This window comes from Williamsia sp. 1135, from assembly GCF_002095395.1.
Lineage (GTDB): Bacteria > Actinomycetota > Actinomycetes > Mycobacteriales > Mycobacteriaceae > Williamsia.
In genome coordinates, this window is the sequence record NZ_MJEI01000106.1 from 109,227 (window position 1) to 130,170 (window position 20,944).

The window sequence follows — 20,944 nt, forward strand, 5'->3', positions numbered from 1 at the left end:
TTCGACACCTCAAGCGGTCCGTTCCCTTCACCGGGGGCGGGCCGCTTTTGTGTCACCACATTCGTCCCCATCTCGCATCACCGAGGGCATATCACCCTCGGTGACCGCGGTAGGGGACGAACGTGGTGTAAATCAGCGAGTGTCGCCGTCGCTGTCCGACTCGCCACGAAGTCGTAACAGCTTCTGGCGAGCGGTTTCCATGATCTCGAGCGCTTTTTCGTTCTGTTCGAGCTTCTTGGCTAACGCATCGTTCTGAGCCCGTAGACGTTTCAGTTCTGCGCGTTCCTCTGCGGTGAGTGGTTCATCGCTCACGTTGATCTCCATCTCGATCGATTTGCTTCGGAAGTTCCTATTCCCGGCTGAGGGCCAGAACTTCCTCGTCGGAGAGCGGGGAGGCGGGGTGGTAGCTCAGGCACATCGGCGTGTTCACCTTGAGGAACGGCCCGCCATTGGGCGCGACGTAGAACTCGCCTGTCTTGAGGTGGCCAACGTCATCGACATTGCTACTCTTGGTCGCTGCGATCTCCTTGGCTGCGGCAATTTGAGTCGGAACATTGAGCAGCCCGAACAGTTGGGTGGACGCGTTACCCGAAATTTTGTTGTGGATTCCCTTAGGGGCCTGCGTCGCGAAAACGAGACCGAGTCCATACTTTCGGGCCTGCGACGCGAGTGCAATGGTGCTCTGAGTCGACGCCGTGGAACGATCTGATGGTGCGATTGTCTGGGCTTCATCCATAACCAGGAGACCACCGAGCGGGCGGTCACCTGCCGGGTTTCGTTTGATCCATGCAAATAGCGCTAACTGCAGTTGATTGACAAAACTCTGGCGCTGCGAGTCGTCTTGAAGTCCGATGAAGCTGATGACAGAGATCCTTGCGCGTCGTCCCGGCGATGGAGTCAACAGCACGGCAGGGTCTACGGTCGCGCCCTCACCACCGAGAAGCGGGTTGTTGATCATTGCCGCTCGTAGATGTTCTGAAAGGAGTTTTGCGTGCTTTGAAGCTCCGCTGAGCGTACTCATGTCATCGGTGAACTCTGCGAGGTAGTCCACGTATGCGGACAGTGAGCTGCTCGCGCGCGCTCCGAACTGTGTCATCGATTCGCGCAGAACTGCCTCCTGGAGAGTTGAGCGAGCTCCTCCTACACCAGCGTGAGTCTTCAACGCCGACACTGCGGCGTCGACGGCAAGTTCGAACTCATCGGGGTTGTCACGTACCGCGGCGAAGTCGGGGAGCGGCTGAAAGCTCAGTGGGCGACCCGACACTCGTCTCGGCGTCCAGATGACGGTTTCGACGTTCGCGATGTAGTCGGCGGCTTTGGCGGCATCGTCGCCCGACCATGCCGACGGCGCCTTGGGCCATGCGGTCCCCAACCGCGCTAGGTCATTGTTGGGGTCGAGAACGATCGCCGAAACACCCTGCAGTGCGCATTCTTCGATGAGCCGGCGGATCATCACTGTCTTCCCGGATCCGGATCCGGCGAAGATCGCCGTGTGTTTGCGGAGGGCCTCGAGTTCGACGGTGGCCTCCCGTCCCGATCGCGCGACACCCAGTCGGATGCTCGTGGATGCGGGAGTCGATGCGACGACAGGGGAGGGAGGTTGATCGGGACCGATCACGGGGATCTCGGCGGTGGTCTCTGCGGACACCTCGGCCGATGGCTGTGCGGGTGATACCGCAGGTGTGTACGGTTCTGGCTCAGGTACTTCCACCGGTGAGGCGGGGGGATTCGCTGCATCGAGCGACGCGTCCGGTTCGTTGCCGGCGTTGCCCAGGGCGGCACTCAGGAACTCGATGTCGTGAGCCGGTGAGCGCTCCTTCAGCCAGGTGTCGAGACCACTGGGCATCTTCTTCATCATCTCGTTGAGCCCACTGAGCTTGGCGATGTCGTCGGTCGACAGCGACAGCACCTGACCGCCGTTGGCGGTGAACTCGCTGACCATACTCGCCATCAGCTGTCCGCCCGGCCAGTCTTCGTTTCGCAGGATGAAGAGCTGACGCCGCGGAACGGCTGAAGACAGGCCTGCGTCGATAGAGGCATTGCGCAGGCGCGACTGCACGGCACGTGCGTTGGGCGAAGAGATCGCACGGAACGCCCAGTGCTGTTCGTCGTCGGTGTCCGCATCGAGGGTCTGCCGAAGTCGGGCGTGCAGATTGAACTTTCCGCCGACTCGATCGAGGCTGAAAGCGTCAGAACCAGATTCGATGGCCCACGCCTGTAGCCCCGCACTCAGGAGAGCCGGCACCACGTCGTCTTCCTTCTTCGGATCGACCACCGGTGCGGTGATGGCATTTCGGATGTGCCGTTGGTAGACCTCGTCGAGATCTCCCGCGGCCGCCTCGTCGCGGATCTCCTTCCTAGGTCGGTGCGGAGCGTCTAGAACAGTCGTCGGCTGATCGACGAGCGATGCCAGCTCGACTACTTCGTCATTGTCGAGGCAGTCGTTGATGTGGCGGTCGATTCGTTTGATCAACAGGCGCGCGCTGAGCTCAGATGCCTGGGCGAATGCTGCGTCTTTGACCGGCCAGGTCGGATACGGGGGTGTAAAACCCGATTTGCCAAGAGCTTTGGTCAGGCGACGTTCGACGAGTGCGCGAGCGAACGTGCCATCGGGAAGGCCTTCGAGGATGACGTTCGCTCGAAAGCGATCCTGGACTGTGCTGGTCGCCTGAGACTCAATGATCACCCAGATCTTCGGCAAACACGAGATCACGCATACCGTCCGCAGGAGCACTTCACGAACCGACATCAGACCGTGGGCCAAGAGGTCGATGATCGAACTCGCGTAGGCCTCTGCCGCCGAGGCGTCGGTGCTCGAGCGCGACTGCGCAACGAGGGTGTCGATCTGGTCGATCGCCAATACCGACGGCCCGGTGGCGGCCATGAACTCTGAGATGGCGCGGATGGTCTGGTCGTGGGGCATCGCTCGTGGTGGCAGCTGCCACTCGTCCCGATCCGCCGGTTCGATCTCCTCGATGTTGTTCTCCAGGTACGCGATACCCAGATCGTTGAGGCGCGAGTTCGGTGCTGCGGTGAGAACGAGTGCGCGCAGGGTGGCGTGGTGGCTTCGAATGAGCGCGGGGAGGGGCTTGCGCAGACCGTTGACGAACTCGTCCAAGACTTCCGGAGTGATGGTCGTGTCACCGGAGATCGCACGACGCGCACTGCGGGTGGTGCCGGCAAGGTCGGCCAGTTTGCGCATGACTTCATGCAGCTGGGTCTTGTCGACCGGTGGTTCGATTTGGCGGTTCAACGAGTCGAGTAACGAACTGAGCAGCGTCCGCCAGAAGTCGCTCGGGTCCAGGAGATCGAGCATGATGAAGTAGCCGCCGTGCGATTGGACGTACTCACGTACTTGCCCGAGCAGGTGCGTCTTGCCCGAGCCGGCAGGTCCCTGCAGTACGACACCGAGCGGGCTGGGGCCGGAACTCTCCTCGGCGTCGGCGACGGCGCGTTCGATGGCACGCCAGGCTTTGGAGTGAAGTCCGTTGACGTGAATGTCGTTGTTGGAGACCCATACGTCGTCGCGGGTATGGGCGGAGTTCGAGAAGCCACTGCGAGCTGCGGCCAGAGCTTCGAGCGGGGATGTCGAGGTCACACGGACTCCACGTAGATGAGGTGTTTGTTCTGGCCGCCGATCGACACCGCAGCGGCGCGATCTTCCGGGGTCAACGACTTCTGGTTCTCTTCTGGGATCAGCGTGATCCCCGGCCGGGTGTAGAGCGATCTCAGAGCGTCGTCGAGAACATCTCGCTCGATGTCCCCGAGGGCGGGCCGAAGTCGCCGGAGAGATACCCACGCTCCGGGTTTGGCCGCCAGGGATCTGTAGGCCTCGACAATTCGGATGTCAACGGCAGGCTCGAGCTGGGCGGCGTCGTCGTCGGGGATGGGTTCATCGACAACCACCGGATCTTGTGGCGGCGCGAACACGTCAGCCAGGCGCAGGTCGCTGGTGTGAAGATGGCGTCCGAGCCCCGCCAGCACGGTGAACAGCGCTTTGCCCTGCGGGGTGGTTCCGGCCGGCGGCTGCGTTCCGAGGAGTTCGTTGCACCGGGCCCATCCGCGATCGGACAGTGCGTGCCGGTGGGGTCGCGCGGAGGTGTCGCTCTCGATGAGTCCCAGTTCGTTCAGCTTCTTTCGGGACGGGGTGGCACGGAGTTCGGGCCCACGCTCCTTGATCTCGGCGTTGGTGAGGCCACGTGCTTCAGCCATCAAGACGAGTAAGACGATCATCTCCGTACCGGTGAGGTCCGAAGTGGTCACGGGAGCTCCTTTGCAGCCAAGCGGTCAAAACGCAGCTTCTCGATTATGTCTGCAACGCGGGGGGTGTCGCTCAGTACTTGTTCGTTGGTGAACCGGACGACGGTGTACCCGGCGAGTTGCAGTGCGACATCGCGTCGGCGGTCGTCCGCGTACTTCGCGGCGGTCCGGTGGTCGGCGCCGTCGATCTCCACTACGAGCGAGGCCTCCGGCCAGAGGAGATCCGCTCTCACATACGGCGCGAGATCGCCGGTCGGCACTCGCTGGTTCCACCGTCGGCTCCCCGCCCACTGCTGCCGGGCGAGGTGCGATTCGAGCTTCCCCTCGGCGGTGCTCGATGGATGCGGCCGCCCGGCGAGGGGAGGGAAGCTCAGAGCGGGAAGGGTCCAGGGTTGTTCATCTGCCACCTGGGCATCGCCGGGTTCGAGGCTCCGGATCGGATAGCGGTCGAGCGGGGACATGATGTCGTCGAGCAGCCAGACGCCGACGTAGGTTGCCAACCAATCGCACGCGGCTGCCAGTTGCTCTTGCTCCGCGGCGGTGCACACGGCGGCGGGGTAGAGGGCGACTACGACGGCGTCCCGGGCGAAGCTCTCCGAGATCACCCGCACGAGGCCGGCCATGAGGTTGGCCGAGGAGTACTTCCGCGACAGCTCCGACGACTCGCCACCGCTGTGCGCGGCAACGGCATTGGCAGTCAGATCCATGAGGAACGGACGATAATGGGGTGTCGATGCGGCCATGGTCGCCGCCAAGGATCGGGCGGCGACCCGGTCGATCGTGCTTCGCCCCGGCGCCACCTCCGCGCCCGGAAGCCAGGCCGGATACAGATCGTAAGCGGTGCGTTCGAGGCGGCCGATCAGTTCGTCGATCACCTGGGACGCGCCGCTCACCTGGTCGATGCGCATCAGCAGGACCGCAGGTGCCTCGTCGGGAAGGTCGTCCAGCGCACGTGCGACGGCGGCGGCGCCGACACCGGTCAGAGAGACCACGCCCGAGGAAGGCAAAACGGACCAGTCCATGGGGAAAACGTACTCGCCTGCGATGTCACCGCAGGTCGTCATCCGTTCGATCTACATACCGCTCGGCGGCAGGCACACTAGTGTCGGCCAGATCTGTCTATGGTCGTCCCTTCGACTCGACCACCCGAAAGGTTTCGACATGAGCGATCCATACGACCCGACGCAGGGCTACCGGCCGGATCTGAACAAAGACGCCGGCAGCGGTCAGGACAACAACGGTTACGACAATGGTGGATACCCGCAGCAGGCCTACCCGCCGCCGCCCGCGTATGGCCAGCCCTACGATCCGTACGGCCAGTACCCGGCCGCGGGATCCTACGGCCCGCCGAACCAGGGGTTTGCGCCCCAGCAGTTCGGTCAGCCCGGCTACCCCCAGCAGTTCCCGGTGGCCGGGCAGCGCACCAACGGGCTCGCCATCGCTGCGCTGGTGTGCGGATTGCTCCCGTTCTTCTGCGTGACATCGATCATCGCAATCATCCTGGGGCACATCGGTCTGAACCAGGTCAAGAACAGCGGCGGGGCCGAGAGCGGTGAGGGTTTGGCCCTTGCCGGACTCATCTTGGGGTACGTCTTCGTCGTCGGATGGGTCCTCTACTTCTTCATCTCGATTGCCGTCGCGGCAAGCAACAGCTGATCATCAGCACGTCGTCTGATCAAATGACCGCCTGAGCGGTAAGATTCATTCAGGGTCGGGCAGTCCTGTCCACGGTTGACACCGCGGAGAGCTACCCGAAGGGCGTTCGATCTCATGACCGATGAACAAGTGCCACAACCGGGATGCCGGTGTGGCCGTACTACCTTTCTTGGTGACCTCTCGTCCGGGTGGTGGACGCCGTGAGCGTCGTCCGCGCGACCCCTCCCGTACGCCATTCGCTCGGCAGCAAACGCCAAGCGCGTCGATCGGGGGCCACCGAGGCGGCCGCAAACGTACGGCTCGCCGGCGCCGATGAGATTCGGCGTTGGGACGGGTTGATCCTGCAAAGTCCGGACGAGGGCAACGTCTATCGCGGAAGCGCGAATATCGACGGCATGGTGTGTCAGCAAGGGGTGACGCCCGTCTACCTGATCGTGAATGGCCACGCCGTGACCACGTTTCGAGTTGAGGTGCCGCTCGTCGGCGCCATGTGGGTGCTGTTCGGCCCTCCGGTCGAGGACGCCCACGAGCTGGCTCAATCCGCCAAGGCTGTGGCGGCGTTCGCTGAAGACCAGGGAGTCACCGCGGTCCGGCTTCGCACGCAACTGAAGGCGAACAGCGACGATGCGAACCTGCTTCGCTCGTACGGGTTGACGCGAGTCCCGGCGTGGCTCGACGACAGCACGGTCATCGTGGACCTGAGTGGTTCTGAACTGGATGTGCAGGCGCGCTTCAAGAAGCGGGCCCGGAAATCGATTCGGCGGGCTGCCCAAGAAGGCGTCACCGTAGACAGGGTCCCGGCCACTGACGACAACTGCCGGATTCTGTACGAGATGCTCGACGCCACCAGTGGCGGGCGATTCCAGATCCCCGATCTGCCGGCATCCGCTGCAGTGTTCCAGCGGTATGAGGCCACAGGGGACGGGCAGCTCTTTCTCGCGCGGCACGAAGGCGACGTCGTGGTCGGCGCGTTCGTCGCCAAGTTCGGAAAGACTGCGTTGTATCTCGGGGCGGGTTCGGTGCGGAAGCAGCCCGGCGATCCCACGCTGTGCGGGCTGGGCGGGAGTCGGGCGGCGTACGCCCTGCAGTGGGAGATCATGCGGTGGGCCCGCGAGCAGGGTTGCGACCGGTACGACCTCGACGGGACACCATCGTCATCGACCATCGCCGACGAGACCCACCCGCGTCACGGTGTCGGCCAGTTCAAGACGGCGTTCAGCCACGAGATCACCGACTACCTCGGCGCCTACCAGATCGCGGTACGGCCACGGCGTGCATGGGCGCTGCTGCAACTCGAGATATGCGCGGGGCGCGTTGATGAATCCCCTGTTCTGAACCGACTGCGGCATCGGCCTGTGCGGCCCAACCCGGACTACGTGTGGCTGCACCGGGGACGGCGTGGGCAGCGTCGCCTGCGCGGAGTGGAGATGAAGTGACGGTGCCCGAGAGGGTGCCGGCCAACGCGGCTGCCGGATAGGCCGGTCAGTTGTCACCGATGACGAGCGGGAGCAGCGTCCACGGACGCTCGGTGAGCCAGTCGATCGCGGCTTTGAGATCGGTGAGATCGTCACTGTCGTAGCCGGAGTCGAGTAGCGGATCGTCAGATTCCACAGGTGCGCCGTGGGTGTCGGCATTCGGTGAGGGTTCGTCGCAGACGATCATCGTGTTGTTCGCGTCGCCCCACGCCTGTTCGAACTCGTCGAGGGGGACCTCCATGCGGTCGCCGTCTGGGTGACCCGGGTCGCTGAGGTAGACAACGCCTTTCTCGTAGTCGATCTCGCTGATCACCACGCAGTGGTCACCGCCCTGATCGCGTCCGGCGGCCTCGTCCTTCGCCTCTTGCTCGGGGTCCCAGTACTCGCCGGAGTCGACGTAGAGCATCACCCCGCGACCCTCGTCGAGTGCGACGGAGAGGTCGTCCATGTTGCCTGTCTCGACAGTCGCCGGAATACCGTTCTGTTCCAGCAGATCTGCGGCCGCGTAGATCGACATCCCGTTGTTGATCTCGCCGTCGAGAAAGTATCCGTTCTCCTGGGACAGCTCGACGAACGCTTCCTCACTCTGGGTGTCTTCGCCGGTGTACTCCGCGACGATCTGCGCGACACTCGCCGGAACGCAGGTGCCGTTCTCCGCCTGCAGGAACCAGTGGTCGGAGTATTCGTCGGAGTCGCCGGCGCTGTGACCGGATTCGGGCTCGGCCGACGAGTCGTCGTTGTCGGGATCGTCGAGCGTGATGTCGAGGTCCGACCAACCGGCCTGAGCAGTGTTGTCCTGATCCTCGGTCGGCCCGGTTTCGTCCGGGACCGATATCACGTCGTGCGAGTCGAAATCGGTGCCGGTGTCCATGGTCATGTTCCTTCTGCAGTGTGCGGAGTGGTGTCGATGAGAGTCGGGTGCAGGCACAAATGTTCCCGACGACTTCCGGTCCTTGACAGCAACTTCACAGGCTGACCATGGATGCCGGTAAGTTTCGATCCCTATCGTTGAACGCAGTCGGTTGAGATGTCACCGATGTCGACGAAGGAGTGGTCACATGGAGGCCAGGAAGGCTATCGCGGCAGCTGCCGTCACCGGTGGAATCAGCCTGGCGGCGTTGGGAATCGGGACCGGCACAGCGACGGCGAGTACGGCTGCTGCGCCAGAGCAGACAGCTGTCGGCCAGACGTCGCAGGTTGCTCCTGCGCTCGGCGCGGTGAAGCGGCCCGATCTCGAGACGTTCGACTACCGTGGCCAATCGGTGACCCCGATCTTCGACGATCGCAAACAGGGTTGGGGCTTCTGGTTCTTCGGACTCTGGGTGCCGGTTGTGCTCTGACGCGGACGTGTCCGTGATGGATCATCGACACCGCATCCGGCCCCGGATGGGGCTCAGCGAGGGCTTTGTGCCCCCGCCGACCTCAGCCGGGGATGTGTTCGGTGGACACAGTCTGCTGCGTCAACACCAAGGGTTCACCATCGGTGATGGCGATGGTGTGTTCGCTGTGAGCGGTTCGGGATCCGTCGGCTGAGCGGATGGTCCACCCGTCGTCGTCGTAGACGATCTGGTCGGTGGTTCGAGCCAGCCAGGGCTCGAGGGCGAGGGTCAGTCCTGGTTTGAGTTTGAGGCCTCGTCCCGCGCGTCCGGTGTTGGAGACGTGCGGATCTTCGTGCATGGTGCGGCCCAGCCCGTGCCCGCCGAACTCGGTGTTGACCGGGTACCCGTAGTCGGCGGCCACCGCGCCGATGGCCGCCGAGATGTCGCCCAGGCGGTTGCCTGCTCTCGCCACGGCGATGCCGGCAACCAGTGCACGTTCGGTCGCCTCGATGAGGCGTTCGTCCTCGGGGCGAGGGGTGCCGACGATGATGCTGCGCGCGGAGTCGGCGACCCATCCATTGATGGACACTGCGATGTCCATGGTCAGCAGGTCGGAATCACGAAGGACATAATCGTGCGGAAGCCCGTGCAGCACTGCATCGTTCACCGACAAGCAGATGACGTTCCGGAACGGGCCTCTCCCGAACGAAGGTGAGTAGTCCCAGTAGCACGACTGCGCACCGCGATCGTCGATCAACCGGCGGGCGCGGTGCTCGAGGTCCAGCAAGTTGACCCCGGGCTTGGCCAAGCGCGTGAGATCGTCGAGCAGGTCCGCGATGAACGCGCCGGTGACCCGCATCGCTTCGATCTCCGTGGACGTCTTCAATTCGAGCACGATCAGTTCCCTTCTTCGGCCGGCGTGGCCGGTATTTAAATACCACCGTAGCTGACCTGGGCGGTATTTTCATACCGCCCAGCTGGTAGCAGGCGCGCTTGGGTCCGCGAAATAAATCGGACCACGGTCCGGTTAGAATGATCGTAGCTTCCAACCTAGGAGGTAGGCATCATGCAATTCGGAATCTTCACCGTCGGCGACGTCACCGTCGACCCCACCACCGGCCAGGAGCCGACCGAGAACGAGCGCATCAAAGCGATGGTCGCGCTGGCAAAGAAAGCCGAGGACATCGGCCTCGATGTGTTCGCCACCGGCGAGCATCACAACAAGCCATTCGTCCCGTCGTCACCGACCACGATGCTCGGCTACATCGCCGCGCAGACCGAGACCCTGCAGTTGTCGACATCGACGACGCTGATCACCACCAACGACCCGGTGAAGATCGCCGAAGACTTCGCGATGCTGCAGCATCTCGCCGACGGCCGGGTTGATCTCATGCTGGGCCGCGGCAACACCGGGCCGGTCTATCCATGGTTCGGCAAAGACATCCGTCAGGGAATTCCACTGGCCATCGAGAACTATCACCTCCTGCGCCGGTTGTGGCGCGAGGAGAACGTGGACTGGCAGGGCAAGTTCCGTACCCCGCTGACCTCGTTCACCTCGACGCCGCGTCCACTCGACGACGAGCCGCCGTTCGTCTGGCACGGTTCCATCCGCAGCCCGGAGATCGCGGAGCAGGCCGCCTACTACGGCGATGGCTTCTTCGCGAACCACATCTTCTGGCCCACAGAACATTACAAGCAGTTGATCGGGTTCTATCGGGAGCGCTTCGAGCACTACGGTCACGGCACTGCCGCGCAGGCGATCGTCGGACTCGGTGGTCAGTTCTTCATCCGACCGAAGTCCCAGGACGCGGTCGACGAGTTCCGTCCCTACTTCGACAACGCGCCGGTGTATGGACACGGGCCCTCGCTCGAGGAGTTCACGCAGCAGACCCCGCTGACCGTCGGAAGTCCGCAGCAGTTCGTCGACAAGACACTGGGCTTCCGCGAGCACTTCGGTGACTATCAGCGTCAGCTGTTCCTCGTCGATCATGCGGGACTGCCGCTCAAGACCGCTCTCGAGCAACTCGACCTGCTCGGTGAGGTACTGCCGGATCTTCGCGCGGGTTTCGCAGAAGGCCGTCCCGCCGACGTGCCCGATGCTCCGACGCACGCGGCGCTGGTGGCTGCCCGCTCACTCGCTGACGCAGAGGCGGTCAGCTGATGAGGACCCGACGCATCGCGGTCGTCAGTGCGGGAATGAGCGAACCGTCGTCGACCCGACTGCTGGCCGATCGTCTCGGTAATTCCATTGCGCAGCGGCTGGACGCGATCGAGGTGGACGTCATCGACTTGCGGGACATCGCGGTGGATGTGGCCCAGAGCATGCTCAGCGGTTTCGCTGTAGGGGGCGCCCGGGACGCGGTCCGTGCCGTCGAGGAAGCGGATGCGGTGATCGCCGCGACCCCGGTGTTCAACGCCTCGTACAGCGGACTGTTAAAGTCCTTCTTCGACATCGTCGACAAGGACACGTTCGTGGGCAAACCGGTACTGATCGCCGCCACGGGCGGTAGCCCGCGGCATTCGATGGTGCTCGATCACGCCCTGCGACCGCTCTTCGCCTACCTGCGCGCGGTGGTCGTCCCGACCGGTGTCTACGCGGCATCCGAGGACTGGGCAGCAGGGTCAGGCGATACGGCGACATTGGCAGATCGGGTCGACCGGGCGACCGGCGAGCTGGCGGCGTTGCTGGGCGGGAGCCGGCAGCGACCCGAACCGGTGGACACCGACGAGGCCGGGATCAGCAACTTCGCCCGACTGCTGGGGGACTCCCTATCTCAGAGTTGAACCCGCAGGTCAACGGCGCGCGACGTTGGTGTCGTGCCAATGGCTGATTTGTGAGAGCCATCGCTCCAAGTTTCCTGCGAACGCGGACCGTCCCACCGAAGCGCGGCAACAATGCTCCTGGGAGTCGCGACTGACCAGGCCCTTGCCGTCACCGGTGAGAGGAAAATTGGGATCGGTAGCCGAGGGCGTGGTTTGTACTTCTCTCATGACGGCGCCACTTCAGGCGACGCATCCACGAAAGGGAAGACCAATGAAACGAGTCCTCGCAGCCACCGTCGGACTGATCGCCGCAGTCGGGATCCTCTCGGCCTGTTCCGATGACAGCAGCAGCAGTGACAGCAGCCCCGCTGCCACCCCGGCGGCGAGCACCGCGCAGACCGGCGGCACCGAGGTCTCCACCGGTGGAGACACCGAGGTCAAGGTCGAAGGTAAGGATCTCGCCGGCGTGGATCTCGACTCGGTCAGCTGCGTCAAGCAGGCAGGGAAGATCACTGTGGGTAGCGGATCGACGGGCGGTCAGCAGGGCCTCGGCATCGTGATGACCGACGAGGCCACCCCCAAGGTGGAGTCGCTGGGAATCGTGGTCGACGGAAGTGCCCTGGCGGTCACGAACGGCATGGGCATGGCAGTCGGTTCGGCCGAGGTGTCGGTCGATGGCAACACCTACACGATCACCGGTGAGGCCGAGGGTGCGGACATGAAGAACCCGACCGCGGGAATGATCAAGAAAGAGTTCACGATCAAGGTCACCTGCAACTGACCAACTCTTCTCGGGTGGCGGCGGGCGTGCAGTGCACGCCCGCCGCCTTCTTGTCCCCGTGATCCCGCCCTCAATAGGATGCCTTCATGTCGGTTCCCGGTGAGCTCGAGCGTGCCCGCCAGTTGGCCTTCGCCGATGATCACGCCGGCGCGCAGGCACTGCTGCTCGCTCTGATGCCGCAGATCGTGGCGTTGGACCGCGACGACTTGGCGCTCGAGGTGTTTGCGCAACTGGGGGAGGTGTACCTGGTCCGCAGCGCCTACGACGGTGTCGCCGAATGTGTTCGACGAATCCGCGACTGTGTGTCGGTCTATGTCCAGATCGCCGCGGATCCGTTCTCGAAGGACGCCGCGCAGGTGACACTGCCTCCTGACGTCGTCGACGAGATGGTCATCCGGTACACCCGGCGGGCCGATCACCTCGAGATCGGGCTCGCCGCCGCTGCCGGTGACCACGAAGCGGCGGCTGCGGGTCTGGCAGATCTGATCGCCGAGAGTGATGCGGGCGCCGCGCCGAACCTCGCCGACGAGGCTCTCGAACTCATCATGCGGGCCCGCATCAGCTGCGCCGTCGCCCTCGCCGACGACGACGGTCACGTCCGGGCGGAGCCACTGTGGGATGCGGTGCTGGCGGTTCTGGACGAGCGCGAGCAGAATGCCGGGTCCGATCACCTGTGGGTTCTCGTCGGAATCGGGTATGGACGGTTCTGCGTCGAGACCGGACGCCTGGCCGAGGCGGAGCCCTACCTCCGTCGCGCAGGTGCCCGTGCAGAACGGCGGCGGTGGGAATTGGCCTCGGCGCGAGTGCTGTTGGAGCGGTCCGCAGCGGCATGGTCGCGATCTGACGTTGTGGACACCGAACGTCTGGTCACACTTGCCTATCCGGTCATCGCTCAGCATGCGATCGCCCACGATGTCTCGCGATGCTGGCTGTACTTCGGGCTCACCCGGATGGCTGCGGGCGCACTGGAAGCGGCCGACGAGTGCTGGCAGCACGCCCAGCGGCACTGGGAAGAACTCGGCAGGCCGCTACATGTGCATCGAATATTGCTGCAGCGCAGCTGGACAGAAATCTTCCGGGGCCGTTATGCGCAGGCCCGCGACGCCATCGAACAGGCCCGTGGTGTGCTTGATTCGAGTCCGCGAACGACGTGGCTCCAGTACGCCCGGCTCGACGATCTGCTCGGCTCTGTCTGGCGTGCGGAAGCCCTGGCGGACATGGGTTTCGATGGGGCCGGTGACCCCGACGAGGGGTGGCGCGAGCTGGAGGCGAGACTGGCCGGATCGCGTGGGGTCGTGGACGCGGCGCCCGGCACCGACGGCTACGAGAGGGCGATGCCGAAGTTCGAACGTGCCGCGGAACTGAAGATTCCCGCGGCACTCGCGGTCGACAGTGTGCGGCACACCCTCGCCGACGCGATCGCGCGCCTGCGCTGGACTGCGGCGGTTTCGGCGCCGATCCTCGCCGGGGCGTTTGCCGTGGCGTGGGAGTGGGAGAACGTGGATCTGGTAGCAGAGCTCATCGAATATCAGTGTGCACGCGGTACATTCACCGCGCAGCCTGATCCCTCGATGGTTGTCGACTGGGAGGTGACAGCGACCGCCGCGACTCCCGCAACGGCTGACAGAGCGGAAGTGGCGTTCGCGGCGGGTGCTGCCGTCGCCACCACATCGGCGTTGACCAGGCTCGGCCCTTTGCCGCCACTGCGGATGGATCCGGCGGGGCCGCCCGTGCTGGCGCGCTATCGCGAGCTGGCGCGGGAGCGTTATGGCCGCGTGGTCACCAGCGCCGAACCGGTCTGGACGACATGGCCGTGAACGGCGCCGGTGGTGTCACCCTGGTGCTGAGGTTCGCCGATGTGGGGGTCGCGACCTACGGGAGTCTGCGCGTCGTCGGCGATCCCGCGCGAACGGTGACCTGGGTGTGGCGGAGTCGCACCTGAACGCGGCGACGGTGCAACTCGACCAGGCGTTACCGGTGCCGTACGGGGAGGAGTCGACAGAGGACGCGATCGGCAGGGCTTTGACGGCCGGTCCGCTGGCGTCCCCGGACTCGGAGTTGCGGTGGTCGTACCAGTTGGGATCGCTCCTGCTCTCAGCACAGGCATGGATATTGCTGTCGGAATGTGTCGCCGATCCGCGGCCGATGCTGTTCGTCACCCCCACCGCTCGACTCGCGCAGATACCCTTCGCGATGCTCGCAGTGCCCACCGCGTTGTCGATGGCAAACGCGTCGGTGGACACCACCCCCGCCGAATCGTCTGATGGCCGAGAACCTTCGGACATTGCCGAGCTGACTGACGGCTATCGACTCATGGAGATCGCCGATGTGGTGATGGCGACGCCCGCCAACATCGTGCGGGCGCCGCGGCGCATGGTGAGTTGGGAAGACCGGCGTCACAACCCGCCCATGCTGATCCTGGATCCGCGCGTGCCGGGTCAGCGCCCGGATTCCCCGCTCGGGTCGGTCCTGGGACGACCCTCGCCGACAAGTCCGGTCGCGCAACACTTCGCGGATGTCCTCGCGACCGAAGCCGTCGTTCCGGATGTCGGGTCTGCGGTGGAGTTGTTCCGGCGCAGCGACATCGACCGGATCTGGTTGTCGAGGACGTTGCAGGATGAACCGAGTCGGCTGCTGTTCGTGGGGCATGCGAGTGCGGCGCCCGGCGACGCCGGATACGCCGAGCGCGCCGCGATCCACCTGGCGTGCGAGGAGAGCATCCCGGGGTACGCAGATGTGGTCGGAACGCACCGCCCGTTCACCGCGGCTGATCTCCTGGCGGATACGTCGCGGTGGCCGATGCCGCCGCGGGTGGCGTTGGTGGCGTGTGCATCTGGCAGCGACTACCGATTCGACGAAGCGACGGGCATGGTTGCTGCGGTGATCCTGGCGGGTGCGGAGGTCGTCACGGCGACTCTGTGGTCACTGCCCACGACTGCCGGTTACCGTCGATTTCGAGGGGAATCAGCGAACGTCGAGACCGACCTGATGGCGGAGCTGATCGTCGCGGTCGACACTGCCCATCGGGCCGATGATGCGGCACGGTCCGTCGGTCGTTGGCAGCGAGCCCAGATGCGACGATGGCGAGATGGCGATCACGGCGCCCACCCCATCTACTGGGGTGCGCTCGTCACATACGTCGTAGGCGCCGATTGAGCTCAGCTGTGGTGAACACCGCCGACCGGGCCGGACCGACCGCCGACCGTGCCGAAACACCCACCGACCGTGCCGAACCGACCGCCGACCGTGCCCTTCGCGTGTGTCTTCGGCGATGTCAGACCTCGCCGATATTCTGGGTGCGGGCAGCCTGCGATTTGATGAAACATGTTGCTGGACAATGAAATAAGTATTTTCGAACACTTGTGCTAGCGCGAAGATCGCGGTAGCCTTGAGTTATGAACTTGCGGGGGCTGTTCGAACACTTATCAACACTGGCGGCGGATCCACTGCTGCTCGCGCCACTGGACGATCTGGCGTTGTCGGAGGAGACGGTCTACGCGTTGCGGGCCAAGAACGTGTTGGACGTGCTGAAAGGTCTCAATCACATCGATCGACGTGATCCGGATCTGTCGGAGTCCGACCGCGATGACTGCGTGCGTGGGTTGTTGACCGAAGCCCGTGTGTCGACGCCGGCGGCGGTGAGCCGGCGAGTCCACGAGATGGCTATCGCCCTGTCCCCACCGGACAAGGAAGTACCGGACGCCGAAAACGATGACCTCAATGAAGTGTCGTTCGGGACCGGCGACGACGGCCGTACCCACGGCACCCTCGACCTCGACAAAACCCTCGGCGAGAAACTGGCGACCGCGTTGCGTCCCCTTTCCAAGCTGGTCCCAGAACCCGACGGGTCACCCGACCCCGCAGTACACCGCAACGTCTGTCCGAAGCCCTCGGCACGATCCTGGATGTGTTCTTCGCCCACCAGGAACGGCCCACCGAAGGTGGAGTGAAACCGCGGGTGACGATGACCGTCTCCGCCGAGCAGCTCCTGGCGTTTCAGATGAACGGTATCCCTGGCGCGAAAGTACCCACCGCGGCCGCGACGTTCGAGTGGACCGGACCGGTGGCGTTGCCCACCGCCCAGATGACGGTGTGCGATTCGGTGATCACCAAGATCCTGCTCGACAACGATGGTGTGCCGCTGGATGTCGGACGTGAGTTCCGTACGGTTACACCAGCGATTCGGAAAGCACTGATGGTGCGGGACATGGGGTGTGCGTTTCCGGGCTGCGGGTGCCCTGCCGGTTGGACGGACGTGCATCACGTCAAGTTCTGGAGTCATGGCGGCGAGACCAGCCTGTCCAACACAGTTTTGTTGTGCCGCCGGCACCACAACTACATCCATCACAAAGGCTGGACCGTGTTCATCGGCGGAGACGAAGCGGAGCGGAGCTCGACCCATGTGGCAGACGGACTGGTTCGTCAAACCCGGCACCACCACGCCCATGCGGTCGCACGCCAGACGGACCATGACCAACGAACCACTCGCCGCCTAACAGGCCTACAAGTTTACGAGAAACTACTTCGACGACGCAGTCCGAAGTTACTACCGCAGCACCCGATGACACCGGTGCGGCTGGAACATTGACAACTCCACAGTGTGTCAGGCCCTGGGAACCGTGATCGCGATCGTCGATTCGTCTGCAGGCCGATAATAGACGGCGATCACGCTCCCCGGCGCCACCGAGGCCACGGATGTGGCTGGAATGTAGGCGGTTTCACGGGCGGCGAATTGTCCACCGTCGGTCTTGCTGACCATCAAGTCGACAGTGATCTTCCGATGGTCCTCGATCACGTCGCCGGTGACGCGCACCGCGGTGACCACGCCCTGGGATCGGTTCCCCCGTCGAACGAGATCGATCTTCTCGGTGGTCGTGAGTCCTTTACGGATCAGCATGTGGTCGAACGCTGCACGCGCAGCGATCATGTCGTCGGCGAGGGTGAGATCGGTCCGCTTGTCCGGATCGAACCTGACCGCGATGACCACTCCGGGCCTCAGGTCGAGGGCCGCGCCGTGACAGGAGGAGGTGGTGAGCGCCCCGCGAAAGCGTTCGCCTGAGACGGTTTCGACGTCGACGGCCACCGCGGAGCCCGGACAGCCTTCGGCGGCGGCCGACACCGTCCCGAGGCCGATGGCGGATTCTGGGGGTCGCGCCGGGCCTCGTCGATATCGGTTGGGCGTCATCGAGGAGGTCTTCAGGTGGGAAAGTCGTGTTCGCATGCGTCAACGTTCTCGTCCGCCGGCGGCTACCGATCCCAACTTCGGCACTGGTTCCGTCCGGGGCCCCGGTCTACGATCGCCTGATGAGTATGGGGCTGCAGGTGGCGACCGACGTGTCGGTGGCCCGGCCACGACGGGCGGTGATCGATGAGGCGTGGCGTCGTATCGGTCCGGGACTCGAAGTGCTCAGCAGCACCGACGGGGGACCGCTGCGTCGCACTGTCAAACGCATCATCGATCCGCTGGTGTTGCGGCTGCGCGTGAATCCGCAGTTCTCCACACCGATTCTCGCTGGTGACGCCGCGGCCGCCGTCGATGCTCTGATCGCAGCTCATGGCCGCGAACTGGTGCTGACCGCCGGGTGGTTCAGCTACCTGAAGAAGGCTCGCAGGCGGCTCCGGATCACCACCGGCAATGCCCAGGAGATGTACTTTCCGGTCTGTTTCGAGCTGGCCGTCACTGTAGGGGAGCCGCCGGCCGACGCAGACACCGTCGCAGAGACGATGCTGCTCGAACTGCATGGGGACAGGGACCGAACTGCGGGTGCAGTTCTCACCGATCACCTGTCCGATCCTGCCGTGGTGGACAAACTCACCCGGCAACTGGCAGCCAGCTGGGGTGACGTGTCGCCGGGTGGCGCGATCATGGGGCCGTTTCTTTCGGGCCTGCCCGCAGTGTTGGGGCCTGCCGACGATCACAGCTCCCGCGGCGCCCGGCAACGGGTGTGGTCCGCGCTCATCGCCGATGAGACACCGTTCAACCTCGGGGCCCTCGCTCGGGACGAAATGTCGGTGCTGCCGTGGTCTATCGTCGACGTCGGTCTGAGTTCGGTTGCTCCACAACAACGTCCGACCGTCCTCGGTGAACAGCGTGGCGAGCGGCCGCTCGATCGGACGGTTGCCGAGCGGGTCCGGGCTACCCTCCGCCGCGGCCTCGACCAGACCGAGCCCCTGACGTCCCCCTGCTGTGCGACGAGGAGGTGGACCGCGCGTGTGCGCCATGGGGCCTGCTCGGCGAAGATCGGCAGGCCACCCTGATCGCCGGCATCGAGGTCGCCGTCGACCTCGCGCCCCTCGATGAGAAGCACGGTCCCAAGACCGCTTTGGCGACGCAGATCCAAGCGCGACTGCGCAAGGAGGCGTATGTGCTGCACGCGCGGCGCTGCCTTGCCGGGGGCACCGCGTTGCATCCGCGCCAGCAGCGGGTCGTCGATGATCTCCGGGCGTTCGCCCGCCCGTACCTGAGCCGGCTGTGGGCCAGACTGCACGGTCGCGATGTGTGGCAGGAAACATGCGCCGACGTCGACGATGTCCGAGCGCTGCTGGATGGGGTGGCACGGTCGACGAGTCTGGACCAGCGCCAGCGCATCAAGGCGATGTTGGAGAATCAACTGGCCCCGGCATCGGGTGCGGCGGCGATATGAGACTGCACTCGCAATCGAGGCTGTGGACCATCGGCGCAGACACAGAAGGTCCGCCGCTGGTTGCCGTACTCGAGGTCGGTGGCGCGGTGATGTCGTGGACGGTTGATGCGCCGGGCCCGCCTCAGATCACCTTTCTCGACCACGATCAGGCGGACTGGCTGTGGCATGTGGTCGGGGAGGCCGGCCATATCGCACTTGCCACCGGTATGGCAGATCCGGCTGTCAGGTCGGACTCTCTCGAGATCGATGACGTCGAGATCGTCGCAGGCGCACTCGAGGTGCCGCGGCGGCTCGCGCTCGGACACTGGCTGCGTCGCTGGTGGCCGACCAGTGTTCGCGACGCGATCGGACCGCTGGACCAAGCCCTTCTGGACGCCGAGGTCGCGGTACTGACGGCGGATGCCCAACATTTCTTCCCCGCCGAGTCCTTCGACTCCGACGTGGCCGCGTTGCTGGCACCGCACGCGGTTGCTCTGACCAGGCACGTACGTGGTGGCGATCACCGGATCGTGGAACTGATCTCTCGCGCAGTCGAACTGGTGGAGGAGACCGGCGCCGGCGCGGGCCCTGATGCGGCGCTGTGGCTCGATCTCGCCGACGCGCTGGACAACTCGGATCTGCACGCGACGGCCGGAGACGGCCGGCAGGACGAGTACGCCCTCGCGGCGGGAAACACGACCGGTATGAATGTGAGCGCGATCGCGCGGGGTACGGCGACGATCAAGTGGGGCGCGGTTCCGCCGCACACCTTCGATGCCGCCGAGAACACAGCGGAATGGCTGATACCAGCCGATTCTGGCGACACCGCCGCAACAGCGGTCGTCCGGACCATGACGATCGGGGGCGACCCGACGGGTATCGCTGTCACCTTGCGGGCGGGTGCGATTGCCGGCTCGGCCGAACTGGACGGCACTGGTGCCGCCAGGATCGCGCTCAGAACCGGCGAGAACGTTCCATCGGAATCAGAGTTGTGGGGCCATGATTGGTCGTCGGCCGCACTGACGGTGGGGGCGGCGGTATCAGAGCCGGCACAAGCCCGCGAACGGGTGCGGGCCTTCGTGCGTGCGCGACTCGCCGCGCCGCCCGCCGACGCCTTCCTTGCCGAGATCTTGGCGGCCGAATCCGACTACTGACCTGCCCGCGCATCCGGATTTGGTGGGTTTTGGCGACGCTGACCTGCGGAAATGGTCGCCAAAACCCACCAAGATCGGGCTAATGGCTGGCGACCGAGCGGTAACGCCAGAGCGACAACGGCACGAACACGAGGAGGATCGCGGCGCACGTGAGGACTGAATAGAGCACTGCGTTGTCTGCGACCCAGCCCGTCGCCTGCGGGAAGTCGGCAGGCGCCGGGTTGCCGAGCAACTGCCGAGATGCGGTGGCCACAGCGGTGATCGGGTTCCACTCCGCGATTGTCTTGAGCGGCCCAGGCAGGCTCTGCGCGGAGATGAACGCGCTCGAGAGGAACGTCATCGGGAACATCCACACGAAGCCGACACTCTGCGCCACCTCGACATTGGGTGCCATGAGGCCGGAGAACGCACCGACCCACGACATCGCGAACGCGAGCAACAGGATCAGGCCGAGGGCGATCAATGCATCGAGCGCGCTGCCGCGGATGCGCCAGCCGATGACCAGGCCACACAGAGCCATGACGGCGACGCTGACGATGCTGACCAAGAGATCGGAGAGTGTCCGGCCGAGCACCACCGCCAACGACCACATGGGCAGCGTACGCAGGCGGTCGACAATGCCGGATTGCAAGTCCTGGGCGAGTCCTACGGTGGTGAAGGCCGAGTTGAAAACGACTGTCTGCGTGAAGATTCCTGCCATCAGGAACTCGCGGTAGGACGCGCCGCCGAGGGTCGCACCGAACACGTACGCGAAGAGGAAGACGAACATGAACGGCTGCACGGTGGCGCTCACGAGCAGCGTCGGTACCCGGCGGATGGTCAGTAGATTTCGCCCCGCCATGACCGAACTGTCGGAGAACAGTCCGCCACCTTTCGCGGGAAGGAAGTCCTCAGAGCCCATCGACGTCGCGCT

Annotated in this window: 18 protein-coding genes and 2 pseudogenes; 12 read left to right on the forward strand and 8 right to left on the reverse strand. The window is 64.6% G+C overall.

All coding sequences use genetic code 11. The features are described from left to right. Positions 1-132: 132 nt before the first annotated feature. The 4 genes from BFL43_RS25055 to BFL43_RS25070 are packed head-to-tail and all read right to left on the reverse strand — an operon-like array spanning position 133 to position 5,282. Positions 133-312, reverse strand: coding sequence for a hypothetical protein (locus BFL43_RS25055; RefSeq protein WP_143695547.1), 180 nt, complete (start codon positions 310-312; stop codon positions 133-135). A 37-nt stretch (positions 313-349) separates the two neighbouring features. Continuing rightward, positions 350-3,598: an AAA family ATPase gene (locus BFL43_RS25060; protein WP_084895864.1), complete on the reverse strand. Its 3,249-nt coding sequence runs from the start codon at positions 3,596-3,598 to the stop codon at positions 350-352. Continuing rightward, positions 3,595-4,263 (reverse strand): hypothetical protein, encoded by a 669-nt coding sequence (locus BFL43_RS25065; RefSeq protein ID WP_084895865.1) that lies wholly within the window; start codon positions 4,261-4,263, stop codon positions 3,595-3,597. Before BFL43_RS25065 ends, BFL43_RS25060 begins: the two co-directional genes overlap by 4 nt. Beyond that, entirely contained in the window at positions 4,260-5,282 is a 1,023-nt protein-coding gene (locus tag BFL43_RS25070; RefSeq protein WP_168176725.1) for a DUF559 domain-containing protein, read from the reverse strand. The genes BFL43_RS25065 and BFL43_RS25070 overlap by 4 nt, the downstream gene beginning before the upstream one ends. A 139-nt stretch (positions 5,283-5,421) precedes the next feature. On the opposite strand from BFL43_RS25070, the gene BFL43_RS25075 reads away from it, so the two are divergent. Next, the gene (locus BFL43_RS25075; protein ID WP_240498471.1) at positions 5,422-5,916 is read left to right on the forward strand and encodes a DUF4190 domain-containing protein; all 495 of its coding nucleotides are present in this window, start codon (positions 5,422-5,424) and stop codon (positions 5,914-5,916) included. A gap of 200 nt (positions 5,917-6,116) precedes the next feature. Further along, complete coding sequence (locus BFL43_RS25080; protein ID WP_143695548.1) at positions 6,117-7,352, forward strand: peptidoglycan bridge formation glycyltransferase FemA/FemB family protein; 1,236 nt, start codon at positions 6,117-6,119, stop codon at positions 7,350-7,352. A 46-nt stretch (positions 7,353-7,398) separates the two neighbouring features. Here the strand turns inward: BFL43_RS25080 and BFL43_RS25085 are convergent, their stop codons facing one another. Continuing rightward, positions 7,399-8,262, reverse strand: a complete 864-nt coding sequence (locus BFL43_RS25085) for a C39 family peptidase (RefSeq protein WP_143695549.1) — start codon at positions 8,260-8,262, stop codon at positions 7,399-7,401. A 187-nt stretch (positions 8,263-8,449) separates the two neighbouring features. On the opposite strand from BFL43_RS25085, the gene BFL43_RS25090 reads away from it, so the two are divergent. Further along, the gene (locus tag BFL43_RS25090; RefSeq protein ID WP_084895872.1) at positions 8,450-8,731 is read left to right on the forward strand and encodes a hypothetical protein; all 282 of its coding nucleotides are present in this window, start codon (positions 8,450-8,452) and stop codon (positions 8,729-8,731) included. Between the two features lie 82 nt (positions 8,732-8,813). On the opposite strand, the gene map is transcribed toward BFL43_RS25090, so the two are convergent. Further along, entirely contained in the window at positions 8,814-9,605 is a 792-nt protein-coding gene (gene map, locus BFL43_RS25095) for a type I methionyl aminopeptidase (protein ID WP_084895874.1), read from the reverse strand. Between the two features lie 171 nt (positions 9,606-9,776). On the opposite strand from map, the gene BFL43_RS25100 reads away from it, so the two are divergent. The 7 genes and pseudogenes from BFL43_RS25100 (at position 9,777) to BFL43_RS29630 (ending at position 16,842) form a co-directional block, all read left to right on the forward strand. After that, the gene (locus BFL43_RS25100; protein ID WP_084895876.1) at positions 9,777-10,871 is read left to right on the forward strand and encodes an LLM class flavin-dependent oxidoreductase; all 1,095 of its coding nucleotides are present in this window, start codon (positions 9,777-9,779) and stop codon (positions 10,869-10,871) included. Continuing rightward, a complete protein-coding gene (locus tag BFL43_RS25105; protein ID WP_084895878.1) occupies positions 10,871-11,494 on the forward strand; it encodes an FMN reductase in 624 nt (207 codons plus the stop codon). The genes BFL43_RS25100 and BFL43_RS25105 overlap by 1 nt, the downstream gene beginning before the upstream one ends. A gap of 250 nt (positions 11,495-11,744) precedes the next feature. After that, a complete protein-coding gene (locus tag BFL43_RS25110; RefSeq protein WP_084895880.1) occupies positions 11,745-12,254 on the forward strand; it encodes a lipoprotein LpqH in 510 nt (169 codons plus the stop codon). Positions 12,255-12,340: 86 nt separating this feature from the next. Next, positions 12,341-14,071: a hypothetical protein gene (locus BFL43_RS25115; RefSeq protein ID WP_084895882.1), complete on the forward strand. Its 1,731-nt coding sequence runs from the start codon at positions 12,341-12,343 to the stop codon at positions 14,069-14,071. Next, positions 14,062-15,410: pseudogene (locus tag BFL43_RS25120) on the forward strand (CHAT domain-containing protein). Before BFL43_RS25115 ends, BFL43_RS25120 begins: the two are co-directional and overlap by 10 nt. Positions 15,411-15,649: 239 nt before the next feature. Further along, positions 15,650-16,204: a hypothetical protein gene (locus tag BFL43_RS29625; protein WP_240498472.1), complete on the forward strand. Its 555-nt coding sequence runs from the start codon at positions 15,650-15,652 to the stop codon at positions 16,202-16,204. Next, positions 16,162-16,842, forward strand: a complete 681-nt coding sequence (locus BFL43_RS29630) for an HNH endonuclease signature motif containing protein (RefSeq protein WP_240498473.1) — start codon at positions 16,162-16,164, stop codon at positions 16,840-16,842. The genes BFL43_RS29625 and BFL43_RS29630 overlap by 43 nt, the downstream gene beginning before the upstream one ends. Before the next feature lie 15 nt (positions 16,843-16,857). On the opposite strand, the gene BFL43_RS25130 is transcribed toward BFL43_RS29630, so the two are convergent. Next, positions 16,858-17,475 carry a hypothetical protein gene (locus BFL43_RS25130; protein ID WP_143695550.1) on the reverse strand — a complete coding sequence of 206 codons (618 nt, stop codon included), beginning with the start codon at positions 17,473-17,475 and terminating at the stop codon, positions 16,858-16,860. A gap of 83 nt (positions 17,476-17,558) precedes the next feature. On the opposite strand from BFL43_RS25130, the pseudogene BFL43_RS25135 reads away from it, so the two are divergent. Together BFL43_RS25135 and BFL43_RS25140 are read left to right on the forward strand one after the other, a co-directional pair. After that, positions 17,559-18,898, forward strand: a pseudogene (locus BFL43_RS25135) (hypothetical protein). After that, a complete protein-coding gene (locus BFL43_RS25140) occupies positions 18,895-20,031 on the forward strand; it encodes a hypothetical protein (RefSeq protein ID WP_084895886.1) in 1,137 nt (378 codons plus the stop codon). Before BFL43_RS25135 ends, BFL43_RS25140 begins: the two are co-directional and overlap by 4 nt. Positions 20,032-20,110: 79 nt before the next feature. On the opposite strand, the gene BFL43_RS25145 is transcribed toward BFL43_RS25140, so the two are convergent. Continuing rightward, positions 20,111-20,893 carry an ABC transporter permease gene (locus BFL43_RS25145; RefSeq protein WP_084896169.1) on the reverse strand — a complete coding sequence of 261 codons (783 nt, stop codon included), beginning with the start codon at positions 20,891-20,893 and terminating at the stop codon, positions 20,111-20,113. Between the last annotated feature and the right edge of the window lie 51 nt (positions 20,894-20,944).